This is a genomic window from Mesorhizobium sp. M7A.F.Ca.US.005.03.1.1 (assembly GCF_003997975.1).
Lineage (GTDB): Bacteria > Pseudomonadota > Alphaproteobacteria > Rhizobiales > Rhizobiaceae > Mesorhizobium > Mesorhizobium ciceri.
On the sequence record NZ_RZRO01000120.1, the window covers coordinates 1 to 18601 of the forward strand.

At 62.7% G+C, this 18601-nt stretch carries 21 protein-coding genes; 11 read left to right on the forward strand and 10 right to left on the reverse strand.

The features are described from left to right. Nucleotides 1-429, forward strand: a 429-nt coding sequence (locus EN990_RS31125) for an aldo/keto reductase (protein ID WP_164766188.1), incomplete at its 5' end; no start/stop codon positions are given. 176 nt (nucleotides 430-605) lie between these two features. Then, nucleotides 606-758, forward strand: coding sequence for a hypothetical protein (locus EN990_RS31130; RefSeq protein ID WP_013532262.1), 153 nt, complete (start codon nucleotides 606-608; stop codon nucleotides 756-758). A 66-nt stretch (nucleotides 759-824) separates the two neighbouring features. Here EN990_RS31130 and EN990_RS31135 read toward each other — a convergent pair whose 3' ends face one another. Together EN990_RS31135 and EN990_RS31140 are read right to left on the reverse strand one after the other, a co-directional pair. Beyond that, nucleotides 825-1085 (reverse strand): DUF982 domain-containing protein, encoded by a 261-nt coding sequence (locus EN990_RS31135; protein WP_013532263.1) that lies wholly within the window; start codon nucleotides 1083-1085, stop codon nucleotides 825-827. Between the two features lie 86 nt (nucleotides 1086-1171). After that, the gene (locus EN990_RS31140; protein WP_024504688.1) at nucleotides 1172-1837 is read right to left on the reverse strand and encodes a GntR family transcriptional regulator; all 666 of its coding nucleotides are present in this window, start codon (nucleotides 1835-1837) and stop codon (nucleotides 1172-1174) included. 165 nt (nucleotides 1838-2002) lie between these two features. Here EN990_RS31140 and EN990_RS31145 point away from each other — a divergent pair, with 165 nt between their 5' ends. Both EN990_RS31145 and EN990_RS31150 read left to right on the forward strand, forming a co-directional pair. Continuing rightward, on the forward strand, nucleotides 2003-3262 hold the full coding sequence (locus EN990_RS31145) for a multidrug efflux MFS transporter (protein ID WP_127367173.1): 1260 nt from the start codon (nucleotides 2003-2005) through the stop codon (nucleotides 3260-3262). 28 nt (nucleotides 3263-3290) lie between these two features. Beyond that, nucleotides 3291-3665: a DUF423 domain-containing protein gene (locus EN990_RS31150; RefSeq protein WP_027162433.1), complete on the forward strand. Its 375-nt coding sequence runs from the start codon at nucleotides 3291-3293 to the stop codon at nucleotides 3663-3665. Between the two features lie 32 nt (nucleotides 3666-3697). On the opposite strand, the gene EN990_RS35845 is transcribed toward EN990_RS31150, so the two are convergent. Next, nucleotides 3698-3847 carry a hypothetical protein gene (locus tag EN990_RS35845; protein WP_081714372.1) on the reverse strand — a complete coding sequence of 50 codons (150 nt, stop codon included), beginning with the start codon at nucleotides 3845-3847 and terminating at the stop codon, nucleotides 3698-3700. 62 nt (nucleotides 3848-3909) lie between these two features. Continuing rightward, the gene (locus EN990_RS35850) at nucleotides 3910-4053 is read right to left on the reverse strand and encodes a hypothetical protein (RefSeq protein WP_013532268.1); all 144 of its coding nucleotides are present in this window, start codon (nucleotides 4051-4053) and stop codon (nucleotides 3910-3912) included. Nucleotides 4054-4208: 155 nt separating this feature from the next. Between EN990_RS35850 and EN990_RS31165 the strand changes: the two genes are divergently transcribed. Next, entirely contained in the window at nucleotides 4209-5288 is a 1080-nt protein-coding gene (locus EN990_RS31165) for a substrate-binding domain-containing protein (protein ID WP_127366111.1), read from the forward strand. Nucleotides 5289-5290: 2 nt separating this feature from the next. Here the strand turns inward: EN990_RS31165 and EN990_RS31170 are convergent, their stop codons facing one another. Further along, complete coding sequence (locus EN990_RS31170) at nucleotides 5291-6526, reverse strand: OpgC family protein (RefSeq protein WP_024504692.1); 1236 nt, start codon at nucleotides 6524-6526, stop codon at nucleotides 5291-5293. A 200-nt stretch (nucleotides 6527-6726) separates the two neighbouring features. Here EN990_RS31170 and EN990_RS31175 point away from each other — a divergent pair, with 200 nt between their 5' ends. Next, on the forward strand, nucleotides 6727-7395 hold the full coding sequence (locus EN990_RS31175) for an alpha/beta hydrolase (RefSeq protein ID WP_127366112.1): 669 nt from the start codon (nucleotides 6727-6729) through the stop codon (nucleotides 7393-7395). 26 nt (nucleotides 7396-7421) lie between these two features. On the opposite strand, the gene sthA is transcribed toward EN990_RS31175, so the two are convergent. Beyond that, nucleotides 7422-8810, reverse strand: a complete 1389-nt coding sequence (gene sthA / locus EN990_RS31180) for a Si-specific NAD(P)(+) transhydrogenase (RefSeq protein WP_027162436.1) — start codon at nucleotides 8808-8810, stop codon at nucleotides 7422-7424. Between the two features lie 202 nt (nucleotides 8811-9012). Here sthA and EN990_RS31185 point away from each other — a divergent pair, with 202 nt between their 5' ends. The 3 genes from EN990_RS31185 to EN990_RS31195 all read left to right on the forward strand — a co-directional run bounded on the left by EN990_RS31185 (nucleotide 9013) and on the right by EN990_RS31195 (nucleotide 11413). Continuing rightward, nucleotides 9013-9483, forward strand: a complete 471-nt coding sequence (locus tag EN990_RS31185; protein ID WP_127366113.1) for an RDD family protein — start codon at nucleotides 9013-9015, stop codon at nucleotides 9481-9483. A gap of 140 nt (nucleotides 9484-9623) precedes the next feature. Next, nucleotides 9624-10388, forward strand: a complete 765-nt coding sequence (locus EN990_RS31190) for an arginyltransferase (protein WP_024504696.1) — start codon at nucleotides 9624-9626, stop codon at nucleotides 10386-10388. Between the two features lie 128 nt (nucleotides 10389-10516). Continuing rightward, nucleotides 10517-11413 carry a DMT family transporter gene (locus EN990_RS31195; protein ID WP_127366114.1) on the forward strand — a complete coding sequence of 299 codons (897 nt, stop codon included), beginning with the start codon at nucleotides 10517-10519 and terminating at the stop codon, nucleotides 11411-11413. A gap of 46 nt (nucleotides 11414-11459) precedes the next feature. On the opposite strand, the gene EN990_RS31200 is transcribed toward EN990_RS31195, so the two are convergent. The 3 genes from EN990_RS31200 to parC all read right to left on the reverse strand — a co-directional run bounded on the left by EN990_RS31200 (nucleotide 11460) and on the right by parC (nucleotide 15633). Continuing rightward, the gene (locus EN990_RS31200; RefSeq protein ID WP_013532276.1) at nucleotides 11460-11861 is read right to left on the reverse strand and encodes a hypothetical protein; all 402 of its coding nucleotides are present in this window, start codon (nucleotides 11859-11861) and stop codon (nucleotides 11460-11462) included. A 42-nt stretch (nucleotides 11862-11903) separates the two neighbouring features. Then, nucleotides 11904-13109 (reverse strand): AI-2E family transporter, encoded by a 1206-nt coding sequence (locus EN990_RS31205; RefSeq protein ID WP_013532277.1) that lies wholly within the window; start codon nucleotides 13107-13109, stop codon nucleotides 11904-11906. A gap of 271 nt (nucleotides 13110-13380) precedes the next feature. Further along, nucleotides 13381-15633, reverse strand: a complete 2253-nt coding sequence (gene parC, locus EN990_RS31210; RefSeq protein WP_127366116.1) for a DNA topoisomerase IV subunit A — start codon at nucleotides 15631-15633, stop codon at nucleotides 13381-13383. Here parC and EN990_RS31215 point away from each other — a divergent pair. Both EN990_RS31215 and EN990_RS31220 read left to right on the forward strand, forming a co-directional pair. Next, entirely contained in the window at nucleotides 15589-15858 is a 270-nt protein-coding gene (locus tag EN990_RS31215) for a hypothetical protein (RefSeq protein ID WP_127423385.1), read from the forward strand. The genes parC and EN990_RS31215 overlap by 45 nt on opposite strands. 103 nt (nucleotides 15859-15961) lie before the next feature. Continuing rightward, nucleotides 15962-17152, forward strand: a complete 1191-nt coding sequence (locus tag EN990_RS31220) for a hypothetical protein (RefSeq protein WP_064995458.1) — start codon at nucleotides 15962-15964, stop codon at nucleotides 17150-17152. Nucleotides 17153-17263: 111 nt separating this feature from the next. Here EN990_RS31220 and aspS read toward each other — a convergent pair. Next, nucleotides 17264-18601, reverse strand: a 1338-nt coding sequence (aspS, locus tag EN990_RS31225; RefSeq protein WP_127388505.1) for an aspartate--tRNA ligase, incomplete at its 5' end; no start/stop codon positions are given.

Genomic DNA, 18601 nt, shown 5'->3' on the forward strand with positions numbered 1-18601 from the left:
GGGCTGGGCGTTCTGGTCTGGAGCCCGCTTGCCGGCGGATTGCTGTCCGGCAAATACCGCCGTGACAGCCCCACCGCCCGCCAACTCGCGGGCTGGTCGGAACCACCGATCCGCGACGAGGACCGGCTGTGGCGGATCGTCGATGTGCTTGTGGAGATCGGCGCGCAGCGCGGCGTGTCGGCAGCGCAGGTGGCGCTGGCCTGGCTGCTTGGCCGGCCGTCCATCAGTTCCCTGGTGATCGGCGGCAGGACGGAAACGCAGTTCCTCGACAACATCGCGGCGGCAAGCCTGGTGCTTTCGGGCGAGGAGCGCGAGCGCCTCGACGCGGTCAGCCGGCCGCCCTTGCTCTATCCCTACTGGCACCAGCAGCTGACGGCAAAGGACCGCTTTGGTGCCGCCGATCTGGTGATTGACCGAAGCGGCATCTGATCGGCAAATCGACGGCGATAGGTATCGCCGCCGCAATGATGGGCGTGGCCCCATCATTGCGGCGCGCATCTTGCAAGCCTGGCCATCATCGACGCACTATCGCTTCAGCTGTTGTGTTTGACGGCTAATGCTCCTAGGCAGGACCAGAGCCGCGAGGCAGTGAAAAAGGAGCCGATATGGCGCGACCACCAAACTACGATCAGGAACGCAAGGAACGCGACCGCCAGAAGGCGGCCAAGAAGGCCGAGAAGCTGGCAGCCAAGGTTGCAGCGAGGGAACGTTCGAAGCCCGAAGACGAGACTGAAGCCGAAACCGAAACGGCAAAGTGACGGCAAAAGGCCCGCAGATGCGGGCCGTGCCTCAATCCGGATTGCCGCCTCGGATGTCGCCTTGTGTCAGGCCGGCGCCTTGTCGCTGACAAAGACGTCCACTTCGCGCGCCGCCGCAATGAAGGCGCGCCTGGCGTTCATCGCCGGCTTGTCGCCGGCGAGTGCGTCATGGCAGGCCTGCAGGGCCGCGCGATGCTTGGGGCTGCGCTTGCCGGGCCAGCTGTTGAGGAGGTAGTCGGAAGCCTCACGCGCCGTGCGCAAGAGCTGAGTGCTTCCCGCCGCGACTGACTTCACAGTCACAGGTGTTTCAAATCGGTTGTTTTCCATCGCCGCTCCTTACGCCATCGGCGTCTGCGAAGCGAGGGCGAAAGTGCGCACACGTCCAGACGCCGCTTTGCGCCCCTTCATCCGCCTTAAGCAGCAACGACGGCAAAGCCTCTGGCGCGAAGACCGCGCCGATCGTTGGCGAGCGACGTCACCAGCCGGTCGCGGCTGCCGACGATGTGGACCGAGAGCAGGCGCGCGGCTTCATCGGCGTCGCCACGGCGTGCCGCCGCCAGTATGGCGCGATGTTCGGCCCAGGCGCGGCTGAGGGCCGCTTCGTCGCGAACCTCCAGCCAGCGCGCCCGTGACAGGCGTGTCATGGCATCACGGACCGCCCGGAACAGGAATTCATTGCCCGACAGACGCGCCAGTTCGATGTGAAAATCCATGCCGACGCGATGCCATTCCTCGCGCGGCGTGTCGTTGTCGCAGGATTCGAGCATCGCCTGGATGACATCGATGGCGCTCCGGTCCGCCAGGCTGCATGTCAGGCGAACTGCCGCAACCTCGACCGCCTCCCTGTAGACGGCGATCTGCTCGAGTTCAGCCAGATTGATCGGCGACACCGTCCAGCCGCGCCCGTCCCTGCCGACCAGCCCCTCGGTCTCGAGCCGCAGAAGTGCTGCCCTGACCGGGGTTCGCGATGCACCGAAACGGCTCTCGATCCAGCGCTCGGTCAGCTTTTCGCCGGGACCGATCTCGAGGCCCAGGATCATCTGCCGAAGCTGTTTTTCGACGCTGTGCATCTGCGACATTGTCGTTTCCATCTTTTGGCCGTTTGCGATCGTCTTGCCGATCACGTTCGACAGGCTGCATTGACAGCGGCCAAGCTTGCGTCCATGACGTGTACCATCTTGGTATCCCAAATTGGTATCCGCAGCAAGCATCGATAAAAGAGTTGCTGGGACAGGACATACGACATGCAGCAGAGCACGCCCCCGGCGACCGACAGCACCTACAACATCCACTGGCGGCGCAATCTGTTCGTGTGCTTCGCCGGTTCGTTTTCGACGCTTGTCGCCATGACGCTGCTTCTGCCGTTCCTGCCGCTCTATATCGAGCAGCTGGGTGCCGAGGGTCACGCGGCGATCGTGCAATGGTCGGGGATTGCCTATGGCGCGACGTTCTTCGCGGCGGCGCTGGTGGCGCCGCTCTGGGGACGTCTCGGCGACCGCTATGGCCGCAAGGTGATGCTGGTTCGCGCCAGCTTCGGCATGGCCATATGCATGTCGCTGACCGGCATGGTGCAGACGGTCTGGCAGCTGGTGCTGCTGCGGCTGCTCATCGGCTTTGCCGGCGGCTACTCCTCGGGATCGACCATCCTCGTCGCCATGCAGACACCCAAGGAGCGTTCCGGCTGGGCGTTGGGCCTGCTGTCGGCCGGCATCACGGGCGGGGCTCTGGTCGGCCCTCTGGTTGGCGGCGCCCTGCCGCCGCTGATCGGCATCCGCGCCACCTTTCTCCTCTCCGGCGGTGTCATCTTCCTGGCATTCCTGGCGACCACGTTTCTGATCAAGGAGAATCCCCGGCCGAAAACAGCAGACGCCGCAGCGACGCAGAAGCGGAAAGGCGGCTGGTCACAAATCCCCGACAAACGGCCTGTTGTCGCCATGCTGGCGACCGGCATGCTGTTGAGCTTCGCCACCATGTCGATCGAGCCGATCATCACCGTCTATGTGCAGCAGCTCATCGAGGACCAGAGCCGCGTCACGCTGGTATCAGGCGTCGTCATGTCGGCGGCGGCCCTTGGCGCCATCCTGTCGGCCTCGCGCCTGGGCAAGCTCGCCGACCGCGTCGGCCACTGGAACGTCATCATCGGCGCGCTTGCCGTCTCGGCGCTGCTGCTGATCCCGCAGGCCTTCGTCACGCAGAGCTGGCAACTCATCGGCCTGCGCTTCCTGATGGGTCTGGCGCTGGGCGGGCTGTTGCCCTGCATCACCAGCGTGATCCGCCACAATGTTCCCGATGGGGTCGGCGGCAATGTGCTCGGGCTGTCGATCTCCGCCCAATATGTCGGGCAAGTCGCCGGCCCCTTGCTGGGCGGCTTTGCCGGTGGTCATTTCGGCATGCGCTCGGTGTTTCTGGGCACATCCGTCTTGATGGCTGGGGGCGCGGTGTATAACTGGCTGGCACAGTCACGCCGCGAGCAGGACATGCTTGCCAACCCCGGCAAGCCCTGACGGGGTTGGGCGTCACGGGGCCCCAAACATGAGCACAGCCGAACGACCTTCCGACGACAGCAGCCGTATCCTCGTCCTGGCCGGGGGCCTCTGCGGTGCTGCCGGCGTGGCGCTGTCGGCCGCGGCGGCGCATCTCGGCGGCGCCTTCGTTGGCACCGCCGCATCTTTCCTGCTGATGCATGCGCCGGTCTTCCTTGCCGCCGGATTGCTTGGCGCGAACCGGATCCTGCGCATCGGCAGCCTGATCCTGCTGGTTGGGCTTCTGCTGTTCTGCGGCGATCTGCTGGCCCGCGATTTCATCGGGTCGCGGCTATTCCCGCTGTCGGCGCCGATCGGCGGCACGCTGCTCATTGCCGGCTGGCTGGCGATCGCTGCCTCGGCGCTGGTGCGCGTGCGGTCCTGACGCCCGCCGGCACCAAACGTCGAGCGTGGCGGCTAATCCTGCCGGCGCTCGGGCTTGATGAGCAATTCGCGATTGCGCCGCCGCAGCCTTGCCAACCGATGCCGCTCCGGCCGTTCGGAAGCCGGCGCGATGCCCCAATAGTTGCGATAGATGTCTTCAAATAGATAGCTCACGGGATGCATGATGTGCGCTCCTTTCAGCACTTGAATCGATCCAATCGAGAGGTGCGAAAAACCGACCCCGATCAGCTCCGCTTGCGCTCCACAAGGAACCGCAACTCGCGGACCCATGGGCTGGTTTTGCCGCGGCGCTTCTGCGTCGCGGTGTTCGACGAGATGCTCCAGTCGTTGCGGTAAATGTCTTCGAACAGAAAATTGACGGGATGCATGACACAACTCCCTACTTGATGTTGAATCGATCCAATTCTGCCAGCAGGCGTTTCCTTGGATCGATTCAAACATAGGCCCTATCGAAGCCTCGATCAAGCCAAAATTTGAACCGATCCAACGAAAGTGTTAAATGGGAAGAATTCAGGAGACGAAGATGGCGCCACTTATCTCTGCAAAGACAAGACCGGTCCGGCTGGCGGACATTGCCAAGGCAGCCGGCGTGTCGCACGGCACCGCGTCCAACGTCTTCGCCCGTCCGGAGATCGTGCGCGAGGAGGTCCGTGAACGGGTCAAGGCGGCAGCCGAGGCCATGGGATATGGCGGACCGGATCCCAAGGGCCGGCTGCTGCGCGCCGGCAAGGTCAATGCCATCGGTGTCGCGACCGCGGAACCCCTCTCCTATTTCTTCGACGATCCCTTTGCCCGGGTGATGATGGCCAGCATCTCGCAGGCTTGTGACGCGACCGGTGCGGGGATTTCGCTGGTCTCCGCCGTCAATGGCGAGCAGCTGGCGTGGAACATCCAGAGTGCGCTGGTCGATGGCTTCATCGTTTTCTGTGTCGATGGCGGCTCAAAGCTGGTCCAACTGGCACGTGAACGCAAGCTCCCCTTTGTGGCGCTCGATCTCGATTCGGACGACGACGATGCGGTCGCGGCGATCGGCGTCGACAACATCGCCGGTGCCGGCCTGGCGGCCCGCCACCTGACCGAACTCGGACATCGCCGCTTTGCCGTGCTTACCCTGCCCTGTGCCGACGCAGGCTTCGGCCCTACCACAAGGGAGCAGGTGGAAATGGCCCTCTACTCCGCTACGCGGGACCGCTTGCGTGGCTATTTCGCGGAACTCTCCCGCGTCGACATCGACGTCGAGCGTGTGCCGATCTACGAGACCGTCAATGACGAGAAGAGCGTGTGGGCCGGCCTCGAACATATTTTCGCCGGTGCCGAGGCGCCGACAGCCATCCTGGCGATGTCGGACAGGATGGCGCTCCATGCGCTGGACTGGCTGCGGCAGCACGACATTGCGGTACCGGGCGATGTTTCTGTCGTCGGCTTCGACGGTGTTCCGGAAGGGGCGGTTTCCAAGCCGCCGCTGACCACGATCGTCCAGCCGATCGCCGAGATGGGCCGCCTTGCCGTCAAGGCGATCCTTGAAAATGATGGTTCGTTCAGCCGGCAATCGCTGCCGGTCGAACTCGTGGTGCGGGCCTCATCCGGCCCCTCGCCCACCTGAGCTCAACGGCCCATTCTTGTCGCCATGCCCGGCATCGCGAAGGATGCAGCATGGACGGGCGATGCGGCGCTGTGAGCCGGCCTGCTTTTGGCGGACCAGCCAAGGCCCGATAGCCATTCGAGATAGTAGGCGAGCGCGAACTGCATGACGATGCCGGCCGATATCAACAGGCTGTCATAGGCAAATCCGCCCGGATTGATCAGCTTCAGCACCTGCGCCGCCATTGCAAGCACCGTGCCGGCAATGAAAACCGGCAGCGATCGTTTGCCCAATATGGCAAGCGGATGATCGCGCCCGGTGCGAAACAGATTCGAGATCGCCGGGAATGCCACGATCAGGTAGCTCACTGCGAGTATATGCAGGAGCCTCGGCAGCGACAGGAACGTCTTGTCGAAACCGGTCAGCACCGGAGGCAGGCCAAACCAGGAGATATGCCCCCAAAGCGGGCTGTGCACCCAGACCAGGGCCACAACGGTGTAGGCCAAGGCCGCCCCAACCAGCCAGCGATTGACCGGGATGGTGCCGCCGCGACGCACATGCAGCGTGCCCGCCAGGCCGATGTTGAAAAGGAACTGCCACGACAGCGGGTTGAGAAACCAGAAGCCGGGCTCGGGGTAGTTGGGCGGAGCAATCTGATAAATCCCCGCGACCAGCCACAGGGCGCCGGATGCCACCAGTGCCAGGACCGGCCGATAGCTGACAATGAGCAGGAACAGCGGCGCCAGCAAGAGCAGCACCGCATAGACGGGCAGGATGTTGTTGTAGCCGAGCTGGTGGCCGAGCGTCACGATGCCGATCAGCACCTGCGGCGTATTCTTGATCAACGGCTCGATGTTGATCATCGTCAAAAGCTCCGGCCGCCTGGCAAACACCGCCGCAGCGCAGAAAATGGCCATCACCACCATGGTGGTGACGATGTGGGTGGCATAAAGCACACCGGCGCGGCGCAACATCTTCAAAGTTGCCAGCAGCCGGTTTCCAGGCTGGAATTTCTTGCCGTAGGCGAGCGCGACCGAGATTCCCGAGATCAGCACGAAGACCTCCGCCGCATCCGAAAAGCCGAAATTCTTGTATGTCAGATACTCGAAGGCGGTACCCGGCACATGGTCGACATAGATGGTCAACAAGGCGAGAGCACGGATCACATCGATGCGCGTGTCGCGCTCAGTGCGGTCCGGGACACGCGCCTCGCGGTCTGGGACACGCGCATCGCGGTCCGGGGAAATCTGGGTGGTCATCGACAAAAAGGCCTCAAAGCTGGTTGTTCATACCGGCAATGCGACCCCCGGCGCACCGCTTCGATTCCTCCCGAAGGATGTTATCGGCGGAGAAACGGACTGTAATGCGCCCGGTTCAATCAACTTTCGCGGAGCTTGAAAATATTGCGTTTTGAAGCCGGCAAATTGAGCGAAACGTCATATAATCAAGAGGATGGTCGATGATCGACGAGACCTCACAAGATGGTGCGTTGCGGCGTGATCTCGCCTTCCACTACCGGCTTTACGGCGCGGCGGATTCAACGGGCGACTGCTTCTTCCTGCTGCATGGGTCGGGTGTCGACGAGACGACATTGGTGCCGCTGGCGCGAGAGATCGCACCGCGTGCCACGCTCATCGCGGTGCGTGGCCGCGTTGTCCAGGAGGATGGTTTCCGCTGGTTCGCGCGGATCACGCCGACGCGCTTCGAACAGGCGAGCATCCGCACCGAAACCGAGGCCTTTGCGGGCTTCGTCGCTGATGCGGCCACACGCCATCGTCTCGACCTCTCGCGCACAATTTTCCTCGGCTATTCGAACGGCGCCAATCTGGTTTCGAGCCTGATGCTGCTGCATCCGGGCCTTGTCGAACGCGCCGCGCTGCTGCGACCGATGCCGGTGCTCGATGATGTGCCGGCGACGGATCTGTCAAAGGTGCGGGTGCTGATGATCGCCGGCGCCGCCGACCTCACCTATGCGCCTTTCGCCCCTGCTCTGGTGACATTGCTCAGTCGGCATGGCGCCGAGATCGACGCCAGGATTGTCTCATCAGGTCATGAAGTCGGCAGCGCCGACGCGGCAATCGTCAGGCAATGGCTGGCGGGACCGGCGGCGGTGGCGCAGGCAAGCTGACAGGCTCGCCGCCACGACCAGCCGGCCTACCCTCTTCCCATCCGGTTCCAGGCATCCAGCCCGGCGATCTTGTAGGCTTCGGCGAGCGTTGGATAGTTGAAGGTGTTGTTGACGAAGAAGTCGACGGTGCCGCCGAGATTGATCACCGCCTGGCCGATGTGGATGAGCTCGGTGGCGCCCTCGCCGATGATGTGCGCGCCGAGCAGACGGCGCGTTTCGATCGAAAACAGCAGCTTCAGGAAGCCGGTGTTGACACCCATGATGTGGCCGCGCGAGGTCTCGCGAAAACGCGCCACGCCGACCTCGTAGGCCGCACCGCTCTCACGCACCTGTTCTTCAGACTGGCCGACCGTCGAGATTTCCGGCACCGCATAGATGCCATAGGGGAAGGTTTCCGGCGGCGGCGGCAAAGGCACTCCAAAGGCATGGCAGGCGGCCACCCTGCCCTGCTCCATCGAAGTCGAGGCCAGGCTCGGAAAGCCGATGACGTCGCCGGCGGCATAGATGTTGGGCACGCTGGTCTGGAAGGATTGCGGATCGACCTTGATGCGCCCTCTGGAGTCGGCGTCGATGCCGACGACATCCAGGCCCAGGCTGCCGACATTGCCGGTGCGGCCGGCGGCGTAGAGCACAACCTCGGAACGGATGGTGCGGCCATCGGCCAGTTCCACTTCGGCGGCGTCCGGCTTGGAGCGGATCTCCTTCACCGCGCTGCCCAGCCGGATGGTCATGCCGCGATCGCGCATCTGGTGGATGAAATCGTCGACGATCTCGCGGTCGACGAAATCGAGGATGGAGTTGCGCGGCTCGACCAAGGTTACCGGCACGTCGAGCGCGGAAAAGATCGTCGCATATTCGACGCCGATGACGCCGGCGCCGATCACGGTCAGCGTGCGCGGCAAGCGATCAAGCTCCAGCATCTCGTCGCTGTCGAAGACGCGGGTCTTGTCGAAAGGCACGTCGCGCGGGCGGTGCGGCCTGGTGCCGACCGCTATCAGCGCATTGGCAAAACCGACCTCGCTGTAATCGCCGGTGTCTGATGTCAGGCTGACCTTGTTGGGGCCAAGGAATTTCACCGCGGCGCGAGCGCTCTTGACCGTGTTGCGCATGAACTGGTGCTGCAGCACCTCGACCTCATGGTCGAGCGTCTTGTGCAGGCGCTCGACCAGATCGCCGACCGAAATATCCTGCTTGACGCGGTAGCCACGCCCGTAGAAGCCGCGCTCGCGCCAGCCCGAGAGATTGAGCACCGTTTCGCGCAGCGTTTTCGATGGGATGGTCCCGGTATGCACCGAGACACCGCCCAGACGCCGGCCGCGGTCGACCACCAGCACGGACTTGCCGAGCTTGGCCGACTGCACCGCGGCACGGCGGCCGGAAGGGCCGCTGCCGATGACCAGCATGTCGTAGTCCATATTGCCCCGTCCCCTGTGCGCTCTGCTGCGCCGCAACAAGCTAATGCTATCCGCGCCGCAAATTCAACCAGTTCGCATCGGGCCCGACGCCATCGAAGCTGGAGCACCGCTGGAAGCGCGATCTTGATTCCGCCACAGGCCTTCACCATTTCATGGCTGAGCAGTCCGCACCCTATGTCGGACCTTGTTACGAGGAAATGACATGAACGCGCGCGTTCTCGACGGCGAAATCATCACCAGCAGGCTCGACGATGTCAGGGCCTATGACGGCGTACGCACGAGGCGCATCCTGGCTTTTGTGATCGACTATATCATCGTCGCGCTGCTCACCATTCCGTTTGCCATTCTGGTGTTCTTTCTCGGGCTTTTGACCCTCGGCCTTGGCTGGATGCTGTTCGGCGTCCTGGTGCCGACTGTGGCCATCCTCTACATCTGGAACACGTTGGGCAGCGCTGACCAGGCCACCACGGGCATGAAGATGATGGGCATCCGGCTCGACCGGCTCGACGGCAGGCCGATCGACGGCCTCACTGCGGTTGTCCATTCGGTGCTGTTCTGGGCCGGCAATGTCATCCTGTCGCCGCTTGTCCTGCTGGTGACGCTGTTTTCCGACCGCAAACGCACCTTGCACGATCTTTTGCTTGGCACGGTCGTCAGCCGCACCGACCGCTGAAACGGCCCTCTGAAGAGCAGTCGCAACCGATTGAGCACAAATGTGAAGGAGTCGAGTCGACCGCGCCCACATAATCCTGTTGAATTTTTCGCCATCCGCGCCAAAGGTAGAGCGATTCGAAGGAGTGTTTCCAAGGCTCGATGACGCAGCATCCGACCCAGTCGCCGCAGTTCTTCCTGACCGCGCCGTCGCCGTGCCCCTATCTCGACGGCCAGTTCGAGCGCAAGGTGTTCACGCACCTGGTTGGCGACAAGGCGGCGGAGATGAACGACCTGTTGACGCAAGGCGGCTTCCGGCGCTCGCAGAACATCGCCTACCGGCCGGCCTGCGAGACCTGCCGCGCCTGTGTTTCGGTACGCATCCTCGCCCAGGAATTCGTCGCCAGCCGCAACATGAAGCGCGTGCTGCAGCACAATTCCGATCTCGTCGGCTACATGCACAATGCCGAGCCCTCGACCGAACAATATTCCCTGTTCCGCAGCTACCTCGATGCCCGCCACCGCCGTGGCGGCATGTCCGACATGACGGTGCTCGACTATGCGATGATGGTCGAGGATACCCATGTCGACACCAAGGTGATCGAATATCGGCGGCGTGGACCCGACACCTTCATCACCGGCAAGGGACAGGGCGAGCTGATCGCGGTGGCGCTCACCGACAAGATGGCTGACGGCCTGTCGATGGTCTATTCCTACTTCAATCCCGATTTCGAGGAACGGTCGCTCGGCACGTTCATGATCCTCGACCACATCGCCCGCGCCAGGGCGATGGGTCTGCCCCATGTCTATCTCGGCTACTGGGTCAACGGCTCGCGCAAGATGAATTATAAGATGCGCTTCATGCCGCAGGAGCATCTCGGCCCCAAGGGCTGGGAACGCTACATCAACGAAGCGGTTTCACGCTGAGCTTTTCCAAGGTCCGCCTTTAAACTGTTTCAAGGCAGGGGATGCTGGTCTTTCAGCCGGTTGGCTGGAGAGAGTGCGCCATTGCACCGGCCGGCCGCCAGCCTGCATTTCATTGCGAAAGTTCCTGCATGTCCTCTCATCACGATCACCAGAAAGGTCTTTTGATAACCGCCATCGGCGGGCTCACGCTGACTGTCGACATACCGTTGATCCGCCTCGCCGACGGTGGCGCATGGACGATCATGCTGCTGCGCACCGGCACAACTTTCGTCGCGGCCATGGTCATCTGGTCGGTCTGGCGGGCACTCAGCCGAAACGCCCCGCCGCTGATCCCCGGCTGGTCCGGCCTGATCGTGGCGATATGCTACGGGCTGACCGGGATCACCTTCGTCACCGCCGTCTACCACACCTCGACCGCCGACCTGGTGTTCATCCTGGCCTTCAACACCGTCTTTGCGGGGTTGCTGTCCTGGATATTCCTGCGCGAGAGGCCGCGGCTGGTGACCATCGCGGCGATGGCGATCATGATCTTCGGCGTGCTGGTCATCGTCGGCGGTTCCGTCGGCACCGGCAAGCTGTTCGGCGATTTCATGGCGCTCTGCTCGGCCTTCTTCATCGCCGTGGCCATCACCATCTCGCGCGCCAGTGGCAAGGACATGGGATTCACCTCGCTCGTCGGGGTGCTTCTGCCGCTTGGGCTGGCGGCCTTCATGGTGACAGGCGAAGGCTTTCACGTGAACGCGCCCTGGTGGATCATCTTCAACGGCGCGGTCGTCATGCCGATTTCGTTCTTCTGCCTTGCCGCCGGGCCGAAATACATTTCGGGACCGGAAGTGGCGATGTTCTACGTGCTCGAAACGGTGCTGGCGCCGGTCTGGGTGTGGATGATCTTCGCCGAGGCACCGACCCGGAACAGCCTGATCGGTGGCGGGATCCTGATCGTCACGCTGACTGCGCATTCGCTGTGGCAACTGCATGAGGGCCGCAAGCGCCGAGCGACGCTCGCCGTCGCTCACCCGGCCTAGAGAGTGGACGGCAGTCGTTCCAGACCTGCAGCGCACGCAAGCGCAATCAACGCGTTGCCGTATCTGAAAAAGGCTCTGCGATTATCTGGTATTCGTCCTCGTAAACAACATATCCCAGACGGGAACTCTTCATGACCTCGACATGATGCCCATGCCGCCCAAGGAGCGCCGCGAGGTCATAAGCCCTTGCCAAATGGTCCGTTGCCGTTGGCTTGAACCAGCTTAATCCTTGGGTCGTCTGTTTCCGGTAAAAACCTTTCGATCTTGAGAGGTTGAAACGTGGCGGTACCGCAAGGTTCTGTCGAAACCAGGCGAGACTATCTTCCAGCCGATCTAACGTGTGTTGATCGATATCAGGTTGGCCTCGCAATTCGTAGGCAGCGCCAAAAAAACCTTCGCGCGCCTGCATTCCCTCAATAATTCTTGGCAGAACAAATCGCAAAAACATGCGTAGACCGACGTCAGGTGAGTCGCGCTTGGATCCCGAAGATCATGCCCGGGCCTTTTTCTCGGCGACAATTTCGATCTGCGGCGGGCTGCCTTCGATCTCGGCGACGCCATCGGGAACGACGTCTTCCGCCATTTCCACCTCGCGCAGCCATTCGCGCCAGATAGCCACCAGCAGGGCCATCAGCACCGGGCCGATGAACAGGCCGAGAAACCCCATGGTCTTGACGCCGCCGATCAGACCGAAAAAAGTCGGCAGGAAGGGCAGTTTTATCGGGCCACCGACGAGCTTGGGGCGCAATGTCTTGTCGACGATGAACAGTTCGACCGCCCCCCAGAGGAACAGCGCCAGCCCGGCCATCGGCGAGCCGCTGGCGGCGAGGTAGATCGAGACCAGCGTGAACGACAGCGGTGCACCGCCCGGGATGAGCGCCATGACGCCGGTCAGGGCGCCGAGTGTGACCGGCGACGGCACGCCGGCCAGCCAGTAGGCGATGCCCAGCACCAGGCCCTCGCCGATGGCGATGACGGTCATGCCGGTCACCGTCGACGAGATCGTCGCCGGCACGACGCGCGAGATCCGCTCCCATCTGGTCGGCAGGATGCGCTCGCCGAGACGGTCGACCTGGCCGGCAAAGTGCTCGCCGTCGCGATAGGCGAAGAACAGCGCGATCATCATGAACAGCAGCGTCAACAGCAGGCCGAAAGCACTGCCGCCTGCGGCCAGCACGCCACGATAGATGCTGCCGATATTAGCGCCGCTGACCAGCTGGATCAGCTCACCAATGCCGCCCGGATGGCCGAAATTGGTGGTCCACTGTTCGTTCAGCCACTCGCCCACGACAGGCATGGTGGCGATCCAGTGTGGCGTCACCGCGCCGTGGCGGTTGGTCTCGATCGCCCAGGCGACCCATTCGCGGACCTCGTTGATCGCATAGGTGCCGGCGAGCGCGATCGGGATCACCAGGAAGGCGAGGATGAACAGGATGGCGAAGGTCGCGGCGATGGTGCGGTTGCCGCCGACCGCGACAAGCAGGCGGCGGTAGAGCGGCCAGCTGGCGAAAGCGATGACGAGCGCCGCCAGCACCGGAAACAGGAAGCCGTGGAAGAAATAGACGCCGGCGGCAACGATCAGCACCAGCAGCCAGCGTGCCGCCGACAGCGGCGGGATGACGGCTGCCCTGAGCGGCGTCGACAGGCCGAAGAGGCGCTGCTGCCGTTCCGGTTTCTGGATTCTTGCTTCCTTCAAACGCCTGGCTCTCCCAAACACCCCTCCTGTCTATGCACTGATATAGTGCAGCAATCGTGACGATAGTCCAAATGAGATGGTGAAGCTGCCAATCTCCCCCTCGTGGGGGAGGCCCGGCAGGACAGAGGGGGCGTGAAGGATCGCGGCCTTGGATTTGGACCGTGAGCCGCAAACCAATCGAGTATCTGTGAACTCGACCGTCGGCGGGACAGCGCCCCCCTCTCCCTGCCGGGCATCTCCCCACGAGGGGGGAGATCGGCAGCTTCACTCGCTACCCAAATTTCCCCGTCCTCGGGAATCCCTTCGGCACCATGCGTCCGGCCGAGGCACGGGCGCCGATCCATTCAGCCAGTTCCTCGCGCGACCTTGTGAAGGTGCGGTCGGCTGAATCCTGCCAGGAGAGGCCGCTCTCAAGCGTGAACGGCTTGAGGTCGAGAAGGCCGCCATCCTTGTATTTCTGCAGGCGCACGCCCTTGCCGCGGCCCATCTCCGGAATCTCTGCGAGCGCGAACACCAGCATTTTGCGATTCTCGCCGACGATGGCGAGATGGTCGCCGGTGACCGGGATGCAGCGCTTGGCTTCGTCCGGCGCCTTGACGTTCATCACCTGCTTGCCCTTGCGGGTGTTGGCAACGACTTCCTCCTCCGGCACGATAAAACCGTTGGCGTCGTGCGAGGCCAGCAGCAGCTTGCGCTTCGGATCGTGAACGAAGGCGGTGACGATGTCCTGGTCATTGTCCATATCGACGATGATGCGGATCGGCTCGCCATGGCCGCGCCCGCCAGGCAGCCGGTCGGCGCCGATGGTGTAGAACTTGCCCCCGGTGGTGAAGACCAGTACCTTGTCAGTGGTCTGCGCATGGAAGGCGAGCTTGAGGCTGTCGCCCTCCTTGAAGGTCAGCGTCGAGAGATCGGCCAGATGCCCCTTCATCGCCCGCAGCCAGCCCTTTTCCGAGACGACGACGGTGACAGGCTCGCGCTCGATCATGGCGTGTGCGATGTCGGTCAGATCATGCTCGGGCGCGTCGGCGAACTGGGTGCGGCGCTTGCCGAGCTCGGTCTCCGGACCGAACTTGTCGCGGATGTTGGTGACTTCCCACTTGATCGTCGCCCACTGCTTCTCGTTTGAAGCAAGCAGTGCCTCGATCTGCTTCTTCTCCGCGCTCAGGCCGTCGAATTCCTTGCGGATCTCGAATTCTTCCAGCTTGCGCAGGGCGCGCAGCCGCATGTTGAGGATGGCTTCGGCCTGGGTGTCGGTGAGCGACCAGCGGGCCATCATCACCTGCTTGGGCTCATCCTCCTCGCGGATGATCCTGATCACCTCGTCGATGTTGAGGTAGGCGATCAGGTAGCCGGCAAGTATCTCCAACCGTCTTTCGATTTCGCCGAGGCGATGTTTCGAGCGGCGGACCAAAACCTCGCGGCGGTGCTCGAGCCACTCCTGCAGCACGCCCTTCAGCGACAGCACGTTGGGCACCTTGCCGCGCGACAGCACATTCATGTTGAGCGGGAAGCGGCTTTCGAGCTCGGTCAGCTTGAACAGCGATTCCATCAGGATGCCGGGGTCGACCGAACGGCTCTTCGGCACCAGCACGACGCGGACGTCCTCCGCGCTTTCGTCCCTGATGTCCTCGAGCAGCGGCAGCTTGCGCGCCATCAGCAGCTCGGCGATCTTCTCGATCAGCCGCGCCTTCTGCACGCCGTACGGGATTTCGGTGACAACGATGCTCCAGGTGCCCCTGCCCTGGTCCTCCTGGAACCACTTCGAGCGCACGCGAAAGCCACCGCGACCGGTTTCGTAGGCTTCGAGGATCGAGGCGCGGCTGTCGACGATGATGCCGCCGGTCGGGAAATCCGGCCCCTGGACAAAGTCCATCAGCTTCGCCACCGGCGCGTCCAGGTTTTCGATCAGGTGAAGTGCGGCATCGCAAAGCTCGGCGGCGTTGTGGGGCGGGATCGATGTCGCCATGCCCACCGCAATGCCGGACGAGCCGTTGGCCAGCAGGTTCGGAAAGGCGCCGGGCAAAACCACCGGCTCCTCGTCTTCTTCATTGTAGGTCGGCCGATAATCGACGGCATCCTCGGTGATGCCGGACAAAAGTTCGGTCGCCACATCGGTCATGCGCGCTTCGGTGTAGCGCATGGCGGCGGCGTTATCACCGTCGATGTTGCCGAAATTGCCCTGCCCGTCGACCAGGGGATAGCGCATCGAGAAATCCTGCGCCAACCGCACCAGCGCGTCATAGATCGACTGGTCGCCATGCGGGTGGAACTTGCCCATCACCTCGCCGACGATGCGGGCGCATTTGGCAAAGCCCTGATCGGGGTTGAGCCGCAGCAGGCGCATGGCGTGCATGATGCGGCGATGGACCGGCTTCAGTCCGTCGCGCACATCGGGCAGCGCCCGGTGCATGATGGTCGACAGCGCATAGGCAAGATAGCGCTCTTCCAGCGCCTTCTTCAGATCGACCGGCTCGATGTGATCGCCACCGCCATTTTCAGGCGGCAAAAGCCTTTTTCCCATGGGCTCGGACTAGCCGAGCGGGTGATTCGCGGCAAGAGCCCGACGGAGATACCGGCCTTTCTGCAACATGAAACCATACCCCAGCGGATGTCGGCCAACATCAGCCTGTTACATGCGGGCTCTATCGCCAAGCGCGACGATATCCGGCTATCGGCTCTTCATGACAAATTCACCGGTTTGCGCAAAGACGGTGGGATCGGGTTTGCCTTTCACCGCGATTTTTGACCAATGTGCCGGGACACGCCTTTTTCCGGTCCAGTTCGTCACGGAATGGTGATGGCGCAAATAATTGAAAAAACAATTTCAGGACACTCTCAGGGACCTTGCGATGACAATCAAACGCTCAATTCTCAAGAAACTGGCTTTTTCGACCTTCTTGCTCACGCTGCCGCTGAATGCGGCCCTCGCACAGGATACGGCAGTGGCCGACCGGCTGAAGGCAGCGCTTGTCGCACAAGGTGTCGACATCACCTGGACCGGGGTGACCGGCGACAACACCAGCATGGTGCTGCAGGGCGTTGCCATCAAACCGGCGGCGGAGAAGGAAGCGCTTCCCATCGGCGACGTCAAACTCGAAGGCGTGACCGAGGCAAATGGCGGCTATGACATCGCCACCGTATCAACGGCTGCCTTCACACACAGCAAGGACGGCGTCACCCTCGACCTCAGCCCCTTCGTCATCCACGACATGACAGTTCCGGCCGACGGCGCCACCGGCCCGCTGGGCTCGCTGATGATGTACAAGTCCGCCGAACTCTCGAACATGACCGTCAAGGTCGCCGACAAGACCGCCTTCTCGATGGACGGGCTTGCCATCGAAATCACGCCGCCGGCGGACGGCAAGGCGATGGAATTCACCGCCACCACGGAAAAATTCAATGCCGACCTGACGCTGGTGGACGATCCCAAGTCCAAGGAAGTCATCAACGCGCTCGGCTACCAGAACATCGCGGGCAATCTCGAAATGGCCGGCACCTGGCAGCCCACGGACGGCAAGATGGAACTGTCGAAATACGACATCTCGGTCGAGAATGCCGGCACGCTCGGCATGACCTTCAATCTCGGCGGCTACACGCTGGACTTCATCAAGTCGCTGCAGGAAATGCAGAAGAAGATGGCGGCACAGCCGGAAGGCGCCGACAATTCGGCGCAAGGCATGGCCATGCTCGGCCTGTTGCAGCAGCTTTCGTTCAACAGCGCCTCGATCCGCTTCGACGACGATTCGCTGACCAACAAGGTTCTGGACTATGTCGGCAAGCAGCAAGGCATGTCCGGCAAGGACATCGCCAACCAGGCCAAGGCGATCGTGCCGTTCGGCATGGCGCAGCTCAACAATCCGGAACTGACTGCGCAGGTTACGGCCGCGGTCAGCAAATTCCTCGACGATCCGAAGAGCCTCGAAATCTCGGCGGAGCCGCCGGCATCCGTGCCGTTCGCACTGATCATGGCGGGCGCCATGTCCAACCCGCTCGATCTGCCCAAGACGCTCGGTGTCACCGTCAAGGCCAACGAAGACTGATCGAAGCGATCTGGTATGCGAAAAGCCCGGCAGCGATGCCGGGCTTTTCGTTGGGATTAGCGAATCGAAAGAATGGTTCGGGCGGTCTTTAAAGCATCGCCCGAAGCGCGATCAGGCGTCCTTCTTGGGCACGGCAACGCGCAGCGCCAGGTCGCGAAGCTGCTGCGGGCTCGCTTCCGACGGTGCGTTCATCAACAGATCATAGGCCTGCTGGTTCATCGGGAACATGGTGATCTCACGCAGGTTCTTGGCGCCGAGCAGCAGCATGACGACGCGGTCGACGCCGGCGGCCATGCCGCCATGCGGTGGTGCGCCATACTGGAAGGCACGATAGAGGCCGCCGAAGCGCTCCTCGACCGTGGCGCGGTCCAGCCCGACCGTCTCGAACGCCTTGACCATGGTTTCGGGCAGATGGTTGCGGATACCGCCTGAGGCGATCTCGAAACCGTTGCAGACCATGTCGTACTGGAACGCCTTGATGCCGAGCAGGTCCTCGCCATTCAGCGCATCGATGCCACCTTGCGGCATCGAGAACGGGTTGTGGGCGAAGTCGATCTTCTTCTCTTCCTCGTTCCACTCGAAGAACGGGAAGTCGACGATCCAGCACAGCTCGAAACGCTCGCGGTCGACAAGGTTCAGCTCCTCGCCGGCACGGGTGCGCGCGGCACCGGCAAACGAGACGAACTTCTTCGGATCGCCGGCAACGAAGAAGGCGGCGTCGCCGTCGGCAAGGCCGAGCTGAAGGCGTATCGCCTCGGTGCGCTCCTCGCCGATGTTCTTGGCGAGCGGACCGGCGCCTTCGAGCTTGTCGCCCTCCTTGCGCCAGAAGATATAGCCCAGCCCCGGCTGGCCCTCGCCCTGCGCCCAGGAATTCATACGGTCGCAAAAGGCGCGGCTGCCGCCGGTCTTGGCGGGAATGCCCCACACTTCGGCTTTCGGGTCGTTGGCCAGGATGTTGGCGAACACCTTGAAGCCGGACTCGCGAAAATGATCGGAGACGGCCTGCATCTCGATCGGGTTGCGCAGGTCCGGCTTGTCGGTGCCGTATTTGCGCATGGCCACATCATAGGGGATGCGCTGGAATTTCTGCGTCACCGGCTTGCCGTTGGCGAAGGTCTCGAAGACCCCGCGCATGACAGGTTCCATGGTCGACAGCACGTCGTCCTGCTCGACGAAGCTCATTTCGAGGTCGAGCTGGTAGAATTCGCCCGGCAGACGATCGGCACGCGGGTCCTCGTCGCGGAAGCAGGGCGCGATCTGGAAGTAGCGGTCGAAGCCAGACACCATGATCAGCTGCTTGTACTGCTGCGGCGCCTGAGGCAGCGCGTAGAAGGTGCCGGGATGGATGCGCGACGGCACCAGGAAGTCGCGCGCGCCCTCGGGCGAAGACGCGGTCAGGATCGGCGTCGAGAATTCGGTAAAGCCGACCTCGCCCATGCGCTTGCGCAT

What these genes read in the sequence shown, in the direction of transcription:
- EN990_RS31130 (WP_013532262.1), top strand. Translation starts at nt 606, where the DNA reads ATGGCGCGACCACCAAACTACGATCAGGAACGCAAGGAACGCGACCGC.
- EN990_RS31135 (WP_013532263.1), bottom strand. Translation starts at nt 1,085, where the DNA reads ATGGAAAACAACCGATTTGAAACACCTGTGACTGTGAAGTCAGTCGCG.
- EN990_RS31140 (WP_024504688.1), bottom strand. Translation starts at nt 1,837, where the DNA reads ATGTCGCAGATGCACAGCGTCGAAAAACAGCTTCGGCAGATGATCCTG.
- EN990_RS31145 (WP_127367173.1), top strand. Translation starts at nt 2,003, where the DNA reads ATGCAGCAGAGCACGCCCCCGGCGACCGACAGCACCTACAACATCCAC.
- EN990_RS31150 (WP_027162433.1), top strand. Translation starts at nt 3,291, where the DNA reads ATGAGCACAGCCGAACGACCTTCCGACGACAGCAGCCGTATCCTCGTC.
- EN990_RS35845 (WP_081714372.1), bottom strand. Translation starts at nt 3,847, where the DNA reads ATGCATCCCGTGAGCTATCTATTTGAAGACATCTATCGCAACTATTGG.
- EN990_RS35850 (WP_013532268.1), bottom strand. Translation starts at nt 4,053, where the DNA reads ATGCATCCCGTCAATTTTCTGTTCGAAGACATTTACCGCAACGACTGG.
- EN990_RS31165 (WP_127366111.1), top strand. Translation starts at nt 4,209, where the DNA reads ATGGCGCCACTTATCTCTGCAAAGACAAGACCGGTCCGGCTGGCGGAC.
- EN990_RS31170 (WP_024504692.1), bottom strand. Translation starts at nt 6,526, where the DNA reads ATGACCACCCAGATTTCCCCGGACCGCGATGCGCGTGTCCCAGACCGC.
- EN990_RS31175 (WP_127366112.1), top strand. Translation starts at nt 6,727, where the DNA reads ATGATCGACGAGACCTCACAAGATGGTGCGTTGCGGCGTGATCTCGCC.
- sthA (WP_027162436.1), bottom strand. Translation starts at nt 8,810, where the DNA reads ATGGACTACGACATGCTGGTCATCGGCAGCGGCCCTTCCGGCCGCCGT.
- EN990_RS31185 (WP_127366113.1), top strand. Translation starts at nt 9,013, where the DNA reads ATGAACGCGCGCGTTCTCGACGGCGAAATCATCACCAGCAGGCTCGAC.
- EN990_RS31190 (WP_024504696.1), top strand. Translation starts at nt 9,624, where the DNA reads ATGACGCAGCATCCGACCCAGTCGCCGCAGTTCTTCCTGACCGCGCCG.
- EN990_RS31195 (WP_127366114.1), top strand. Translation starts at nt 10,517, where the DNA reads ATGTCCTCTCATCACGATCACCAGAAAGGTCTTTTGATAACCGCCATC.
- EN990_RS31200 (WP_013532276.1), bottom strand. Translation starts at nt 11,861, where the DNA reads ATGTTTTTGCGATTTGTTCTGCCAAGAATTATTGAGGGAATGCAGGCG.
- parC (WP_127366116.1), bottom strand. Translation starts at nt 15,633, where the DNA reads ATGGGAAAAAGGCTTTTGCCGCCTGAAAATGGCGGTGGCGATCACATC.
- EN990_RS31220 (WP_064995458.1), top strand. Translation starts at nt 15,962, where the DNA reads ATGACAATCAAACGCTCAATTCTCAAGAAACTGGCTTTTTCGACCTTC.